The following is a 15,652-nucleotide window of genomic DNA, read 5'->3' on the forward strand; positions in this document are numbered from 1 at the left end:
AACGGTAAGGGCAGCAGGGCTCTCCCGCACCTCGTGGCTCCCGGCCGGATCGCCGGTCGGATCGCCGGTCAGATCGCCATGGCCGACCGGACGTCCACGGCGGCTCCCGCCCCGCCCGAGCCCCGCGCCGTGACCCGCCCCGAGGCAAGGACGACGTAGCTGCCGGCGGTGTCGAGGGCGAACCCGACGTGCTGCTCCACCAGCAGGACGGACAGCCCGCCGCGCCGGGTGAGGTCCAGGATCGTCGCCTCGATCTCGGCGACGACGGAGGGCTGGATGCCCTCGGTCGGCTCGTCGAGGATCAGCAGCCGCGGCTCGGTGATCAGGGCCCGGGCGATGGCGAGCTGCTGGCGCTGCCCGCCCGAGAGCAGGCCCGCGCGCCGGCCCAGCAGGCCCTTCAGCGCCGGGAACAGGTCGAGCGCCTCGTCGACCAGGCCCTTGCGCCGCCCGTCGGCCACCACCTGCAGGTTCTCGGCCGTGGTGAGCTGGCCGAAGGACTGCTGACCCTGCGGCACGTACGCCAGGCCGCGCCTGACCCGCTGGTTCGGGCGCAGCGCGGTGACGTCCTCGCCGTCGAGCAGGATCCGGCCCTTCTTCACGGGCAGCAGCCCGACCGCCGCCCGCAGCAGGGTGGTCTTGCCGGCGCCGTTGTGGCCCATGACGGCGGCGACCCCGTCCGGCGGCACCTCGAGGGTGACGTCGTGGACGACGGTGGTGCGCCCGTAGGCGACGTCGACGTTCTCCATCGTCAGCATCTAGACGACCCCCTCGCCGAGCACGATCGCGGCCTCCTCGGCGGTGTGGTGCCCGGGGCCGAGGTAGACCTCCTGCACCCTCGGGTCCGCCTGCACCTCGGTGACGGTGCCCTCGGCGAGCACCTTCCCGGCGTGCAGCACGGTGACGGACTTCGCGAAGGCGCGCATGAAGTCCATGTCGTGCTCGACCACCACGACGGTCCTATCCGTGCAGATGCGCTGCAGCAGCCGGCCCGTCTGCTCCTTCTCCTCCGCGCTCATGCCGGCCACCGGCTCGTCGAGCATGAGGAGCTTCGCGTCCTGGACCAGCAGCATGCCGATCTCGAGCCACTGCTTCTGGCCGTGGGCGAGGATGCCGGCCGGGGTGTCGGCCAGCTCGGTGAGCCCGACCGTCTCCAGCGCCTCGGTGACCACCTCGGGCACGCCGCGGCGGGTGCGCAGCAGCGTCCACGCGGAGCGACCGGCGCCCGCGGCGATGTCGAGGTTCTGCAGGACGGTGAGCTCCTCGAACACCGTGGCCGTCTGGAAGGTGCGGCCCACGCCGAGCCGGGCGATCCGGTGGACCTTGAGCCCCAGCAGGTTCCGGCCCGCGAACTCGGCCCGGCCCGCGGCCGGCACCAGCCCGGAGACGGCGTCGATCAGGGTGGTCTTGCCGGCGCCGTTGGGTCCGATGAGGAACCGCAGGTCGCCCGGCAGGACCGAGAGATCGACGTGGTCGACGGCGACGAAGCCGTCGAAGGTGACGGTGAGGCCGGACAGCTCCAGGTAGTCCTCGTTCATGCCGCCTCCGCGGTGGTGAGTACGTCGGCGGAGTTCATGCCGGCACCGCCTCTCGGGTCTCCAGTGGCTCGGCCTTCTTCCGGCGGCGGATCTTCACCAGCGACGCGAGCCCGCCCGGCAGGAACGCGACGACGAGCATGAACAGCAGCCCCTGCGCGTAGGTCCAGCCGCTGGGGAACTGCTCGGACAGCGTGGTCTCCGCCCAGGCCACGGCGATCGCGCCCAGCACCGGGCCGGCCAGGGTCGTCCGGCCGCCGATCGCCACCCCGATGAGCAGGCCGATGGACGGCACGATGCCGACGTCGTTGGGCGAGATGATGCCGACGATCGGCACGAACAGCGCCCCGCCCACTCCCGCCATGAGCGCGGCGACGGCGAAGGCCACGGTCTTGACCGTCGCGGGGTCGTAGCCGAGGAACCGGACGCGCTCCTCGGCGTCCCGGCAGGCCACCAGCAGCTCGCCGAAGCGGCTCACCATCAGCTGCCGCGCGACGAGCAGCATGATCAGCAGGGCGCCCGCGGCGATGAAGAACAGCATCTGCCGGTTCGCCGGGTCGCGCAGCGAGAACCCGAAGAAGCCCTTGAAGTTGTTGAGCCCGGTGGAGCCGCCGGTCGCCTTCGGGTTGCCGATCAGCAGGATGGCGAACGCCGCCGCGAGGGCCTGGGACAGGATCGCGAAGTACGCGCCGCGGACCCGGCGGCGGAACGTCGCGAGCCCCAGCAGGGTCGCGAGCAGCGCGGGCAGCACCAGGATCGCGACGATCGTGACGGCGCCGGAGCGGAAGGGCTCCCACCACCACGGCACCCCGTCGGAGGAGATGAGGGCCATGAAGTCCGGGACGCCGCTGGCCGGGGCGTCGGAGAGCTTGAGGTGCATCGCCATCAGGTAGGCGCCGATGCCGAAGAACACGCCCTGGCCCAGCGTCAGCATGCCGCCGCGGCCCCAGGCCAGCCCGATCCCGACCGCGACCATCGCGTAGCAGAGGTACTTGCCGAGCAGGCCGAGCCGGAACCCGGAGAGGACGGCGGGGGCGACCGCGAACAGGAGGACCGCGGCGACCAGGAAGCCGATCCCGACGGCCCAGCGGTTGCGCAGCAGGCCCGTCACGATGCCGCCTCCGCGGGAAGAAGGACGTCGGCGGTCATGCGAGGCTCCTCGTCCGGACCTGGAAGATGCCCTGCGGCCGGAACTGCAGGAAGGCCACGACCAGGGCGAGGACGATCACCTTGGCGATCGACGCCGTCGTCGAGTACTCGAAGAAGGACTGGGCCACGCCGAGCACGACGGCCGCGATCACCGCGCCCTTGAGCTGCCCGATGCCGCCGACGATCACCACGAGGAAGGCGTCGACGATGTAGTTGGTGCCCAGGTTCGAGGAGATCGAGCCCATCAGCGTGAGCGCGACGCCCGCGACGCCGGCGAGGCCGGAGCCGATGAAGAACGTGATCATGTCCGTGCGCCGGGTGGAGATGCCCGACGCCTCGGCCAGCGGCCGGTTCTGCACGGTCGCGCGGATGCGCCTACCCAGCGGCGTGACCTTCAGCGCGACCGTCACCACCACGACGGCGAGGACCGCCAGCACCAGGATGAACAGCCGGGAGCGGGGGAACGAGAACCCGAGGATCTCGACCGGGCCCGACAGCCAGGTGGGTGCGGCGACGTCGACGCCGGCGGTGCCGAACACGTCGCGCGCGAGCTGCTGCAGGATCAGGGAGACGCCCCAGGTGACCAGCAGCGTGTCGAGCGGGCGATGGTACATGCGGCGCAGCAGCGTGGCTTCGAGGAGCAGGCCCAGCAGGCCGCCGACCAGGAAGGCGAGCGGGATCGAGACCAGCAGGGACACCCCGGCGTTGCCGAGGGCCTGCTGGGCGACGTAGGCGGTGTACGCGCCGGCCATCATGAACTCGCCGTGCGCCATGTTGATCACGCCCATCTGCCCGAAGGTCAGGGCGAGGCCGAGCGCGGCGAGCAGCAGGATCGAGCCGACCGACAGCCCGTTGAAGATCTGTGTGACGAGGATGTCCACCGGTGAGGTCCTTTCACCCCTCGGAGCGCGTTATGGATCCATAACGTGCTGGGAGACGCCCCCGGGGCGCGTTATGGATCCATAACGCGCCCCGGGGGTGAGGTCAGCCGGCGAGGCCGGTGGCCCAGGGGTAGGTCTTCAGGTAGGGGTCGGGCTCGATCGGCTTGCCGGAGGACCAGTCCGTGTAGATCAGGCCGTCGGGGCCGATCTTGCCGATCAGCGCGGTCTTGGCGATGTGGTGGTTGTCGCCGTTGACCGTGACCGTGCCCTCCGGGGCGGCGTAGGAGACGCCGCCCGCGGCCTTCTGCACGTCCGGCACCGCGAAGGACTTGGCCTTCTCGACCATGCCCTTCCACAGGTACAGCGAGGTGTAGGCGGCCTCCATCGGGTCCGAGGTGACCTTGGTGGCGCCGTAGACGGTCTTGAAGTCGCCCACGAACTTCTTGTTCTCGGGGGACTCGATGGTCTGGTAGTAGTTCCAGGCCACCGGCTGGCCGACGATGTTGCCGATCCCGATGCCGCCGACCTCCTCCTCGGCGATGCTCACGCTGAGGACGGGCATCTTGTCGGCGGTCAGGCCGAGGTTCTTGTACTCCTTGAAGAAGGCCACGTTGGAGTCGCCGTTGAGGGTGTTGAACACCGCGCCGGCGCCCGCGTCGCGGACCTTCGCGACGATCGTCGAGAAGTCGGTGTGGCCGAGCGGGGCGTACTCCTCGCCCTTGATCTCGATGCCGTTCGCCTTCGCGTACGCCTTGATGATCTTGTTGGCGGTCTGCGGGAAGACGTAGTCGCTACCGACCAGGAACAGGGACTTGACGCCCTTCTCCTTCAGGTAGTCGAGCGCGGGAACGATTTGCTGATTCGTCGTCGCGCCGGTGTAGAAGATGTTCTTCGACGATTCCAGGCCCTCGTACTGGACCGGGTAGAACAGCAGTGCGTCGTTCTGCTCGAAGACCGGGAGCATCGCCTTGCGGCTCGACGACGTCCAGCCGCCGAACACCGCGGCGGTGCAGTCGCTGCGGATCAGCTTCTCGGCCTTCTCGGCGAAGACGGTGGGCTGCGACGCGCCGTCCTCGGCCACGATCGTCAGCTGCTTGCCGAGCACACCGCCGGAGGCGTTGATCTGGTCCGCGGCCATCTTCAGGCTGTTGTAGACGGTGTTCTCGCTGATGGCCATGGTTCCGGAGCGCGAGTTCAGGAAGCCGATCTTGACGCTCGAGCCGCTCGTGTCCACACACGACGCCGCCGCGGCGGTGTCGCCGGTGGCGGAGTCGCCGACCTTCGCGCCGCAGGCGGTCAGGGTCAGGCCTGCGGTCAGGAACACGGCGGTGAGCAGGGATCTCCGCGCACGGGATGCGATCATGGACGACCTTTCGGGCAGCACATCTTGCCGGTAAATGTGTCCCCGACTACATTTACCGGTGGCGACGAATGGGGCGGCGGGCCGATCGGTCCGCGATGCGGAACGCTACGAATGCTGTGTTTCCGCTGTGGACGCGTTCTGTTTCCGGAGAGTTTCCCGAGGCTGCGCCGAACGGGTGATCCGAGTCGTCCCTGTTTCCCGGTTGGGCCGTTCAGAGTAGGGAATGGAGCGAATCTCCGGTGCGCCGGGTGTGTCCGGTCCGGGCCAGGAGCTCCAGGAGCGGGACGGCCACGCGTCGGGAGGTGCGGAGGGCCTGCCGGGCCTCGCTGAGAGTGAACTCACTCCGCAGGCCGCGCAGGACCCCGACGGCGCGCTCCGGGGCGTCGGGGAGCAGGACGACGCCCTCGCCGACGGCGAGCAGCTCGCCGGCGCGGACGAGGGTGGCGAGCTCGCGGCGGCCGAGGCCGAGCTCGGTGAGGCGCTCGGCGTCGGGGGCGGCGAAGGGGTTCTCCCGCAGTGCTTCCCGCAGGCTCGCCAGGGCGCCGGTGAGCGCCGACGGGAGGGCCACGGTGCGGTCGAGGTGGACGCGGCCGTCCCTGATCAGGAAGCGTGGGTTCGTGGTGCCGGTGTCGCCCGGGGTCTCGCCGTGCGGGGTCCTGCGGTCCACGGCCCTGCTGTCTGGGGCCGTGCTGTCTGGGGCCGTGGTGTCCGGAGGCGCGGGGCTCAGGGCCGGGGGGCTCAGGGCCAGGGAGCTCAGGGCTGCGGTGGTCAGGGCTGCGGTGGTCAGGGCTGCGGTCAGCAGGCCGGGATCGGGGAGGCGGGCGAGGCGGCGGGCGGCCTCGATCGTCAGACCAGGGTCCAAGGGGTCGGCGTCGTCATGGGCGCGGATGCCGTCGGCGAGCGCGATGCGGATGCCGGGGAGCAGTGCGGGATCCAGCAACCAGCCGTTGACGAACGGGGCCCGCAGACCGTCCACCTCGGAGCGGGGTACGCCCATCGCTACGAGGTCCGCGGCCTTCACGATCCCGCGCCGGGAGAGCTCACCGGCAGCGGAGCCGAAGGGGGCCAACGAGGGAGTGACGCTCGGGCTCCCCGAGCGTCGCTCAGTGGCGCTCGGGGAGCCCAGGTGTCGCTCCGGCGGGCAGGCCCGCTCGGCGGCAGTGCCACGTGGGCGCCCCGAGCGGCGTTCGCCGGCGCTCGGGGCGCCCACGTGCCGTTCCGGTGGGACGGTGGACTCCGGGGCCGTGCCACGTGAGCCACCCGAGTGGCGGTGGGGCGGGGCGACCGCGGCGAGGAGCTCGGCGCGGGCCGCGGCGGCGCCCCGGCGGCGCAGGGCGGCGGGACGGACGTCCAGCACCTCGATGCCGCCCGCGATCGCGCGCCGGCCGGGATCGCGCAGGACGGCACGGTCGCCGATCCGCAGCGGGAGCGGGATCTCGGCCCGCAGCCGGGCGTGGGCCCCGCCGAGCGGGCGCACCCGGACCGCCACCGCGGCCGAACCGACGTGCAGCATCAGCTGTTCCGGGAAGGGCCCCGGTTCCCGGCCGCGCACGCCGTGCACCGCGACGTCGATCTCGGTGGCGCCCAGCCACGCACCGGGGGTGAGCAGCGCGTCCCCGCGCCCGAGGGCCTCGCGCGGCACCCCGCGCAGGTTCACGGCCACCCTCGCGACCCCCGTGGCCTCGGGCACCGGCTCCCCGAGGCTCTGCAGCCCCCGGACGCCCACGCGCCGGCCGCCGACCTCCAGCTCGTCGCCCACCCGGAGGGTGCCCGACCCGAGGGTGCCGGTGACGACCGTCCCGCTCCCCCGGATGGTGAACGCGCGGTCCACCCAGAGTCGGACGTCGGCGCCCGGATCGGGTTCGGGCACGGCCGCCACCAGTCGGTCGAGGGCGTCGCGCAGGGCGTCGAGGCCCTGACCGGTCGGCGCGCACACCTCCACCACCGGCACCTCCCCGAGCGACGAGCGGGCGATCTCGGCCGCCGCGTCCGCCCGCGCCAGGCCGGGTTCGAGCAGGTCGCAGCGGGTGACGACGAGCAGGCCGTGGCGCACCCCGAGGGCGTCGAGCGCGTCGAGGTGCTCGCCGGACTGGCGCATCCAGCCCTCGTCGGCGGCGACCACCACCACGGCCGCGGGGACCGGGCCGGCGCCGGCGAGCATCGTCGTCACGAAGCGTTCGTGGCCGGGGACGTCCACGAAGGCGAGGTCCGTGCCCGAGGGGAGCCGGGTCCAGGCGAACCCCAGGTCGACGGTCAGGCCGCGGCGCCGCTCCTCGGCCAGCCGGTCGGGCTCCATCCCGGTGAGCGCTCTGACCAGTGTGGACTTTCCGTGGTCGACATGGCCGGCGGTGGCGACGACCCGCGAGGTCATCGGGTGCCCCGCGCCTCGGCCGGGCCCCCCCGCACGGGCTCCCGTGGACGGCGCGCACACCTCCGCGGGCCGGGGGCGGTCCCTGCGGCGCGGACCGGGATGGGCGCGGCGGTGTTGCGGCCGACCGCCGTCGGCCGGAGACCGACGGTCACGGCACCGCCGCGCGGACGCAGCGGGCGAGGAGCTCGTCGTCGGAAGGATCGATCGCCCGCAGGTCGAGCAGGCAGCGGCCGCCCTCGAGCCGGCCGAGGACCGCGGGATCGCCGGCCCGCAGGGCGGCACCGTAGGACTCGGGCAGGGCGAGGGCGGCGCTGGGCAGCGTGACGCCCGGGGCCCCGCCGCCGCCGACCGTCGAGAGCGAGTCGACCACCGTCGCGCCGGGAAGGCCGGCGGCGAGGGTCTCGGCGCGCCGGCGCAGGTCGGGAGCGGTGGCGTCGAGGGCCGCGCGGACCGGCGGGAGCGGGCCGCGCACGGTCGCCTCCAGCGCGGCGAGGGTCAGCTTGTCCACCCGCATCGCGCGCGCCAACGGGAAGCGGCGCACCCGCTCGACCAGCTCGCCGTCGCCCAGGATCAGTCCGGCCTGCGGGCCGCCGAGCAGCTTGTCCCCGGAGGCGGTGACCAGGCCGGCGCCGCGGGCGAGCATCGAGGCGGCGTCCGGCTCGTCGGGGAGCAGGGGGTGGCGGGTGAGCAGGCCGGACCCGATGTCGACGACCACCGGCACGCCCAGCCCGGCCAGCTCCTCCGGCCCGACGGCGCTGGTGAAGCCCTCCACCCTGAAGTTCGACGGGTGCACCTTGAGCACGAACGCGGTGTCCGGGCCGACGGCGCGCTCGTAGTCCGCGAGGTGGGTGCGGTTCGTGGTGCCGACCTCGCGCAGCCTGGCGCCGGTCGACTCCACGAGGTCCGGGATGCGGAACCCGTCGCCGATCTCGACGAGCTCCCCGCGCGAGACGACGATCTCCCGTCCGGCGGCGAACGTGGCCGCCACCAGGGCGAGCGCGGCCGCCCCGTTGTTGACGACGTGGGCGCCGCCGGCCCCGGGGGTGGCCGCGAGCAGGGCCTCGACCATCTCGGCGCCCCGCCGGCCGCGGGCGCCCGTGGCGAGGTCGAGCTCGACGTCGCAGGTTCCGGCGGCGACGGTGAGGGCCTCGCGGGCGGCCGCCGACAGGGGGGCCCGGCCGAGGTTCGTGTGGAGGACGACGCCGGTCGCGTTCAGCACCGGCCGCAGCCGGGTCGCGACGCGGGGGAGCGCGGCGAGGGCCTGGTCGGCCACGGTCCCGGGCGGGATCTCACCCTGCCGGGCCCGCTGCTGCGCCGCCACGACGGCGCCCTTGACCAGCGAACGCCCCAACCGCGCCACGGCCTCCGCGATCCGGGGCTCCGCCAGCACGACGTCCGTGCGGGGCACCGCGCGTCGGGGATCGGGGGCGTGGGTCATACCCCGATCATCTCGCCGCCCCGTGCCCGCCGCGCCGCCGGTCCCGCTCTCGCCGTCGGCGCGAGCAAGGTCGGCGTCCGAGCGGCAGCGGGCCCGCACACGATGCCGGTGATGTGTCGGGGTGAGCGCGCCCTGCTGCCCCACGGGGTCGCACCCACAGCTCGGTCGCTCGCCCACCAGCTCCGGCACGTGTGCGGAGGACTGCCGGTGCGTGCGAGGGGCGAGCCGTCAGGCGGTGTGGAGGGAGTGGCGGTGGGTTTCCGTGTCGTCGGCGCGCTGGGTGGGGACGTGCACCTCGGGCGAGTCGAAGAGGCCGGTCGCCGGGAAGGCCTCGGTGCGCGGGGTGTCCGTCGCGGCGTCGGTGACGGGGTCGCCGGGGCGGTCGCTCGGTGCGGGGGCCTGCTCTGCACCGGCAGCCGGGTCGGTGCCGGTCCGGGGTTCGGGGAGAGCCGCGGCCGGCTCGTGCTCGGCGGGTGCCGGCGCAGGGTGCTGTGCCGCGGCGGCCACCGGCATCCCGGCGGGCGGGGTCGGGACCGGCTCGTCGAGGCCTCGCAGCTCCGTGCCGAGCACGGCGTGCAGGCGGGCGAGCTCGCCCCGGATCGAGATCCGCAGCGTCTCGAGCTCCTCGCTGCGTTCGCGCGCGGTCCGGACCTCCGCCCCGAGCTTCTCGCGCTCCGCGGCCAGCGCGGCCCGGACGTCGATCGCCTCGGTGCGGGCCTCGGCCGCCGCGGCGTGGGCGCGGCCCATCAGCTCCGCGGCCTCCCGGATCGCGGCGGCGCGGATCTCGGCCGCCTCGCGAGCGGCGGCCTCGCGGGTGGCGTCGGCGTCCGCGGCGGCCTCTCCGCGGGTGGCGTCCCCCCTGCGGGCGGCCTCGGCGAGGTGGGCCTCGGCGTCCCGGGCGGCGGCGGCGCGGATCTCGGACGCCTCGTGCTCGGCGAGCCGGAGCACCCGCTCGGCGCGCATCCCGAAGCTCTCGGGCACGGACGGCAGGCCGTCGGCCGGCGTGGCGGCCCGGACCTGGCGCAGCTCCGCGGTGGCGGACGCGGCGTGCTGCTCGGCCATGCGCCGGGCGTTCTCGGCGGCGACGGCGCGCTTCTCGAGCTCGCGCACCGACGCGTCGACCTGCTCGCGTGCGTACCCGCGCCGGACGACCTCGAACGATCCCGATTGCTCGGGCAGTGATGTCACGGGATCGAGTGTGAGCGGTCGCAGCCGGTGAACACCAGGAGGGTCGGTGGGTGGGAGCGTGGCTGCGGTGGGCGGCCCGGGCCCGCGGTGCGGGTGAGGCATCCGGTGGAGCGGCGCCGGGTGCCGTCGCACCAGCGCCGGATCTGCCGCTCCCCGGGGCGACTAGCGTGATCGCGGTGACGGGGAAGCGGCTCACCGAGTTCAGCCACGGCGCGGGATGCGGATGCAAGATCGGGCCCGGCCGGCTCGCCGACGTCCTGGCGGCCCTCACCCCCGCCCAGCACCCCGACCTGCTGGTGGGCACCGAGACCGGTGACGACGCCGCCGTCTGGCGCCTCGACGCCGAGCGCGCGCTCGTCGCCACCACGGACTTCTTCACCCCGATCGTCGACGACGCCCGCACCTGGGGCCGGATCGCCGCGACCAACGCCGTGTCGGACGTCTACGCGATGGGCGGCCGGCCGCTCTTCGCCCTGAACCTGGTCGCCTGGCCCACCGAGGACCTGCCGGACGCGCTGCTCGCCGAGGTGCTCGCCGGGGGTGCGGACGCCGGCCGCGAGTGCGGCTTCGCCGTGGTGGGCGGGCACTCGATCGACGACCCGGAGCCCAAGTACGGGCTGGCGGTGGTCGGCGAGGCGCACCCGGACCGGCTGCTCACCAACACGGGCCTGCGCCCGGGCGACGCGCTGGTGCTCACCAAACCCCTCGGCATCGGGATCACGACGACGGCGGTCAAGCGCGGCGTCGCGCCTGCGGACCTGCTCGAACGGGCCGTGGAGCTGATGTGCACGCCCAACGCCGCGGCCTCGGCGGCGGCGCTCGCCTCGGGCGCGACCGGCTGCACGGACGTCACGGGGTTCGGGTTGCTCGGGCACCTGCGGAAGATGGCCGCGGCGTCCGGTGTGGACGCCGAGCTCGACGTGGCCGCGGTGCCGCTGCTGGGCGGGGTGCGGGAGCTGGCGGAGAGCGGGATCGTCCCCGGTGGGACGCGGCGCAACCGGGACTGGGTCGACGAGGTGCTCGACGCCGGGCCGGGCGTCACGGAGACCGATCTCGTGCTGCTGTCGGACGCCCAGACCTCGGGCGGCCTGCTGTTCGGGGCCGAGCCGGAGCGGGCGCGGGAGGCGGTCGAGGGGCTGCCCGGCGCGGCGATCATCGGCTGGGTGAGCGAGGGCAAGGGCCGCATCGGCATCCGCTAGGGCCGGGGATGCTCCCTACCGACGTCGCAGATGTGTGTTTCGGCCTACGGAAAGTGCCGACTCGCGGGGGTGGGGTCGGTCGGCGGCCCGGGTGGCTGCGTCAGCCGGCGGGGCGGAGGGCGTCGGGGACGCCGTCGGCGACCTCGAACAGGGCGAGCAGGCCGGTGGCCTCCAGGGCCCTCGTGACGATCCGGGAGCCGCAGACCAGGCGCAGGGTCTGACCCCGCCGTTCCACGCCGTCCTTCGCCGCGACCAGCACGGCCAGCCCGGCCGAGCCCAGGAACGTGACGCCCGTGAGGTCCAGGACGACCAGGGGAGCCTCGGGCAGCCGTGCGTCGAGTTCCGTGCGCAGCAGTGGCGCCGTCAACGTGTCGATCTCGCCCAGGACGTGCGCGACCAGGGAGGCGTTCCCGCCCTCGCCCGCACGCTCGAACCGGACGACGTCCGAGATCTCGACGCCGCCGTCACCGGCGGGTGTCTCACTGCTCATTGCGCACCGTGCTCCTCGACACCTTCCGCGTAGGGCTGTTCTGCGGACTGTCGTCTCAACCGCTCGCCAACCCTACGGGTGGGCCGGGCGCACGCACAACAGACGCCCCACCGGTCGGGGAGCGGGGCCGCCGGGTTTGGTGAAGTGTGATCGGGGGCACACTGTGCTGTCGCGTCGGGCGCCCCCGCCCACGACGCGATGACCAGGAGGAACCGTGAACCGACGGACGGTCCGCGCCGACGTGGCGCGCCTCGCGCAGGTGCTCGCCGGGCTGCGTTACCCGGCGGCGAAGTGGCAGATCATCGCGCACGCGGACCACTACGGGGCGGACTCGGTGAGCACCGCCCAGCTCTGGTCCCTGCCGGTGGCCGTCTACCAGGACCTGGCCGCCGTCTGCGTGGCCCTGGGCGTCCTCCCGGGCGGGGCGTACCTCGCCCAGCCCGGCCTCCAGGCGTCCGCGGCCGAGCAGCCCCCGCGCTGACCCGCGCGGGACGGGTGGGGCAGTACCACCTGCTCCGGGAGGGGCGGGCCCCGCGGGGTCCGCCGGGCAGCACGATCGCCGCGAACCGGTCGAAACGGCAACCTCTGTGGCACCCCGGACCCGGGGCCCGCATCCAGGAGGTTCCCGCGATGAACACCGGCACCCTGCCCGTCCCCACCACCCTGCCCGTCCCCACCACCCTCGACTGGACCGCCCCGATCACCCTGCGGGTCCCGCCGCAGCACGAGAACCCCGGTGCGCCACCGCCGACGACCGCGGCCGCCACCCCGAAGCTCGGCCGCCGCGCGCTGCGCCGGGAGCAGCTCGCGACCCTGGCTGCGCCCCGCCGCCGGTACTCGCTGTTCGCGAGGCTGCTGTTCGTCACCATGGACCTGCTGTACGGCCGGCGCGGCACGCTGGCGAAGTTCCAGGTGCTCGAGACCGTGGCCCGGATCCCGTACCAGATCTGGGAGAACGCGGCCTACCGCCTGCTCACCCGCCGCCACCGCGACACCGGGCTGGCGCACCGCATCCACGACCGCATCGTGGAGAACCGCGCGCAGCAGGACAACGAGCAGTGGCACCTGCTGATCGTCGGCGAGATGGTGCAGGCGTCCGGGGTGAAGCCGGGCTGGTTCCGCTTCCGGTTCGTGCCGCTCGTGCTGGCGCTGACCTACTACCACCTGGCCTGGCTGATGTTCGTCGTCGCGCCGCGCGCCTGCTACCGGCTCAACGCCGACTTCGAGGACCACGCCGAGCACGAGTACGCGCGGTTCGTCGAGGAGCACCCGGAGTTCGAGACGATCCCGCACCACTCCGTGTCCGCCCGTCGCTACGGGGCGTACGGCACGGTGGCCGACCTGCTCCGCCAGATCGGGCACGACGAGCGGATGCACAAGGAGGAGTCCGAGCGGTACCTGGCCGAGGGACGAATCGGCAGGTAACGGGCGGGTGTGGCAGTGCGAAGGGAGGAGTGGTGGTAGCACCACCCCTCCCGGCATACCAGCGCGGTCCCGCGCCAGGAACGGGCGTCCCTAGGGTGGGCAGGTGACACAGCAGACCGAAGCTCCCGCGCTGGTCGTCCGCGGTCTGCGCAAGACCTACGAGGCGGGCACGGCGCCCGTGCGGGCGCTGCGCGGTGTCGACCTCACGGTGAACGCGGGCGAGTTCGTGGCCCTCATGGGCCCTTCGGGCTGCGGCAAGTCGACCCTGTTGCACCTGCTCGCGGGCCTCGACCGGCCGGACGAGGGCACGATCGCCCTCGATGGCACCCGCATCGAGGAGCTCGGCGCGCAGCGGCTCGCGCGGTTGCGGCGCCGCAGCGTCGGGCTCGTCTTCCAGTTCTTCCACCTGATCGAGCACATGTCCGCGCTGGAGAACGTGGCGCTCGCCGCGCTCGTCGCCGGGGCGAAGCCCGCCGAGGCCACCGCCCGCGCCCGGGACCTGCTCGACCAGCTCGGCCTGCTCGACAAGTCGCGTGAGCTGCCGGCGGCCCTGTCCGGCGGGCAGCGGCAGCGCGTCGCGATCGCCCGTGCGCTCGCCAACCGCCCCACCCTGCTGCTCGCGGACGAGCCCACCGGCGCCCTGGACTCCGACGGTGCCTCCGAGGTCCTCGACCTGTTCCGCCGCCTGCACGCCGACGGCCAGACGATCCTGATGGTCACCCACGACCGCGAGGTCGCCGACGGCGCCCAGCGCCGGGTCCGGATGCGGGACGGCCGGGTGCTCCTCGACAGCGAGGCCAGCGGCCCCGTCGACATCCCGGCGGGCCTGCGGGTGGCGAGCCGATGAGCGGATCCGCGATGAGCGAACGGCACTCTCGCTCACTAGGTGTGAGCGAGCGCGCCGTTCACCGGGGCGGGCGGCGGCGATGAGCGTCTCGCCCACCGATCCGTCGAGCGCCGCGGGGGCCGGGTTCCGGTCGTCGCGCCGGGTCACGGTCGGTTCCGGCCGGCGGGCCCGCAGCTCGCTGCTGCTCTCCGGGCTGATCGGGGCGGCCGGGGTGATCGCGCCCGCGCTCGTCGTCGGGGTGATCGGCGGCGGCCCCGCCTGGTGGGTCACCGGGATCATCGCGGCCGTCGTGCTGCTGGCCGGCGTCGCCGCCCTGCTCAGCCCCGCGGCCCGCCGGGCGAGCACCTCGGTGCTGGTGGGGGCCTCGGAGTTCGGCGGGCTGTCGGTCGCGGTCTGCGCCGGGCTGCTCGTCCTGCTGCTGCTGTTCGGCCGGATCCCGCTGGGCGCGGAGAAGGTGCTGCTCGATCCCGCGCTGGTCGCGATGCTCGTCGTCGCGGTGCTCGCCGGGCCGCTCGGGCGCCGGTTCGCCCGCAGCACCCGCGCCGCCCTGCAGGGCATCCGCCGCTCCCCGGACGAGCTGCTCGCGGACTTCGCGGAGCGCGCGGGCCGCGGGACCCCCGTCGACGACCTGCTCCGCCAGATCGCCGAGACCATGCGGCAGGACTGGCGGCTCTCGCGCGTCCAGATCTGGGCGGATCTGGAGGCCGGCCCCACCCTCGGCCGCACCCTGACCGTGCCCGAGCCCGCCGAGCCGGGCCCCGCGCCCGCACCGCTGCGCACCGACGAGCTGGCCACGGTCTCGCGCGCGGGCGTGGCCGGTCCCGGCTGGCTGAACCTCTGGCTGCCCCACCTCATCGAGGACGACGGCCCCGCGCGGCGCGGGCAGCTCCGGCTCGCCCCGGCCGTGCACGGCGGGGAGGTGCTCGCGCTCGTCGTCATCGAGCGGGAGGCGGACGCGGACCCGTTCGGCGAGGCGGACGAGCGGGCACTCGCGGAGGTCGTCCGCCGGCTCGCGATCGTGCTCCGCAACCGCGCGCTCGACGCCGCCCTCCAGTCCACCCTCGCCGACCTGCGCCGCACCAACGCGGACCTGCAGGCCTCCCGGACCCGGCTCGTGACCACGGCGGACGCCGAGCGCCGCCGGATCGAGCGGGACCTGCACGACGGCGCGCAGCAGCACCTCGTCGCCCTCGCCGTCGGCCTGCGGCTGATCCGGGACGGGATGGAGTCCGCCGATCCCAACATCGAGCTCCTCGACGAGCTGGACCGCGGCGTCCGCGACACCATCCAGACCCTGCGCGACCTCGCCCACGGCATCTACCCGCCGCTGCTGCGCGACGCCGGGCTCGGCGACGCGCTGCGCGCCGCGGCCAAGCGGAGCCCGCTGATCGTGGACGTGCAGGCCGTGGGCGTCGGCCGGATGCCCGAGCAGGCCGAGGCCGCCGTGTACTTCTGCTGCCTGGAGGCGCTGCAGAACGCGTCCAAGCACGCCCCGGGATCGACCGTCCGGATCATCCTGACGGACGAGGCGGGCGAGCTGAACGTGGTCGTCTCCGACGACGGCCCGGGCTTCGACCCGACCGGGGTCGCGGGCGGCGGCGGGCTGCAGAACATGGCGGACCGGCTCGGCGCGATCGGCGGCACGATCGAGCTGCGCTCCGCACCGGGCGAGGGCACCACCCTCACCGGCCGGATCCCGATCCCGCGCGCCGCCCGGGCGGTCGGGTCGGAACAGCAGGCGCCGGTGATCACGAGCGCGGCGGGCTGAG

The 15,652-nt window shown here is 74.2% G+C and carries 14 protein-coding genes; 5 read left to right on the top strand and 9 right to left on the bottom strand.

The features are described from left to right. Positions 1 to 68 precede the first annotated feature (68 nt). The 8 genes from urtE to ABD324_RS13695 form a co-directional block, all read right to left on the bottom strand. A complete protein-coding gene (gene urtE / locus ABD324_RS13660; RefSeq protein WP_344416208.1) occupies positions 69 to 755 on the bottom strand; it encodes an urea ABC transporter ATP-binding subunit UrtE in 687 nt (228 codons plus the stop codon). Continuing rightward, positions 756 to 1,535 (bottom strand): urea ABC transporter ATP-binding protein UrtD, encoded by a 780-nt coding sequence (gene urtD / locus ABD324_RS13665; protein WP_344416210.1) that lies wholly within the window; start codon positions 1,533 to 1,535, stop codon positions 756 to 758. A gap of 34 nt (positions 1,536 to 1,569) precedes the next feature. Continuing rightward, entirely contained in the window at positions 1,570 to 2,643 is a 1,074-nt protein-coding gene (urtC, locus tag ABD324_RS13670; protein ID WP_344416211.1) for an urea ABC transporter permease subunit UrtC, read from the bottom strand. Positions 2,644 to 2,677: 34 nt separating this feature from the next. Beyond that, positions 2,678 to 3,562 carry an urea ABC transporter permease subunit UrtB gene (urtB, locus tag ABD324_RS13675; RefSeq protein ID WP_344416213.1) on the bottom strand — a complete coding sequence of 295 codons (885 nt, stop codon included), beginning with the start codon at positions 3,560 to 3,562 and terminating at the stop codon, positions 2,678 to 2,680. A gap of 103 nt (positions 3,563 to 3,665) precedes the next feature. Beyond that, positions 3,666 to 4,925 (bottom strand): urea ABC transporter substrate-binding protein, encoded by a 1,260-nt coding sequence (urtA, locus tag ABD324_RS13680; protein ID WP_344416214.1) that lies wholly within the window; start codon positions 4,923 to 4,925, stop codon positions 3,666 to 3,668. A gap of 211 nt (positions 4,926 to 5,136) precedes the next feature. Further along, on the bottom strand, positions 5,137 to 7,296 hold the full coding sequence (locus tag ABD324_RS13685; protein WP_344416215.1) for a SelB domain-containing protein: 2,160 nt from the start codon (positions 7,294 to 7,296) through the stop codon (positions 5,137 to 5,139). 148 nt (positions 7,297 to 7,444) lie between these two features. Further along, positions 7,445 to 8,734: an L-seryl-tRNA(Sec) selenium transferase gene (gene selA / locus ABD324_RS13690; RefSeq protein ID WP_344416216.1), complete on the bottom strand. Its 1,290-nt coding sequence runs from the start codon at positions 8,732 to 8,734 to the stop codon at positions 7,445 to 7,447. 228 nt (positions 8,735 to 8,962) lie between these two features. Continuing rightward, positions 8,963 to 9,922 carry a hypothetical protein gene (locus tag ABD324_RS13695; RefSeq protein ID WP_344416218.1) on the bottom strand — a complete coding sequence of 320 codons (960 nt, stop codon included), beginning with the start codon at positions 9,920 to 9,922 and terminating at the stop codon, positions 8,963 to 8,965. Between the two features lie 176 nt (positions 9,923 to 10,098). Between ABD324_RS13695 and selD the strand changes: the two genes are divergently transcribed. After that, positions 10,099 to 11,121, top strand: coding sequence for a selenide, water dikinase SelD (gene selD, locus ABD324_RS13700; RefSeq protein ID WP_344416220.1), 1,023 nt, complete (start codon positions 10,099 to 10,101; stop codon positions 11,119 to 11,121). Between the two features lie 100 nt (positions 11,122 to 11,221). Here selD and ABD324_RS13705 read toward each other — a convergent pair whose 3' ends face one another. After that, the gene (locus ABD324_RS13705) at positions 11,222 to 11,611 is read right to left on the bottom strand and encodes an STAS domain-containing protein (protein WP_344416222.1); all 390 of its coding nucleotides are present in this window, start codon (positions 11,609 to 11,611) and stop codon (positions 11,222 to 11,224) included. Between the two features lie 214 nt (positions 11,612 to 11,825). Between ABD324_RS13705 and ABD324_RS13710 the strand changes: the two genes are divergently transcribed. The 4 genes from ABD324_RS13710 to ABD324_RS13725 all read left to right on the top strand — a co-directional run bounded on the left by ABD324_RS13710 (position 11,826) and on the right by ABD324_RS13725 (position 15,651). Continuing rightward, positions 11,826 to 12,092, top strand: coding sequence for a DUF2795 domain-containing protein (locus tag ABD324_RS13710; protein ID WP_344416224.1), 267 nt, complete (start codon positions 11,826 to 11,828; stop codon positions 12,090 to 12,092). A 149-nt stretch (positions 12,093 to 12,241) separates the two neighbouring features. After that, positions 12,242 to 13,036 carry an alternative oxidase gene (locus ABD324_RS13715; protein ID WP_344416226.1) on the top strand — a complete coding sequence of 265 codons (795 nt, stop codon included), beginning with the start codon at positions 12,242 to 12,244 and terminating at the stop codon, positions 13,034 to 13,036. 103 nt (positions 13,037 to 13,139) lie between these two features. Further along, positions 13,140 to 13,883 (top strand): ABC transporter ATP-binding protein, encoded by a 744-nt coding sequence (locus ABD324_RS13720; protein ID WP_344416228.1) that lies wholly within the window; start codon positions 13,140 to 13,142, stop codon positions 13,881 to 13,883. A 79-nt stretch (positions 13,884 to 13,962) separates the two neighbouring features. Further along, positions 13,963 to 15,651: a sensor histidine kinase gene (locus ABD324_RS13725; RefSeq protein WP_344416230.1), complete on the top strand. Its 1,689-nt coding sequence runs from the start codon at positions 13,963 to 13,965 to the stop codon at positions 15,649 to 15,651. Position 15,652 lies beyond the last annotated feature (1 nt).

The sequence above is a fragment of the Pseudonocardia ailaonensis genome, from assembly GCF_039531635.1.
Lineage (GTDB): Bacteria > Actinomycetota > Actinomycetes > Mycobacteriales > Pseudonocardiaceae > Pseudonocardia > Pseudonocardia ailaonensis.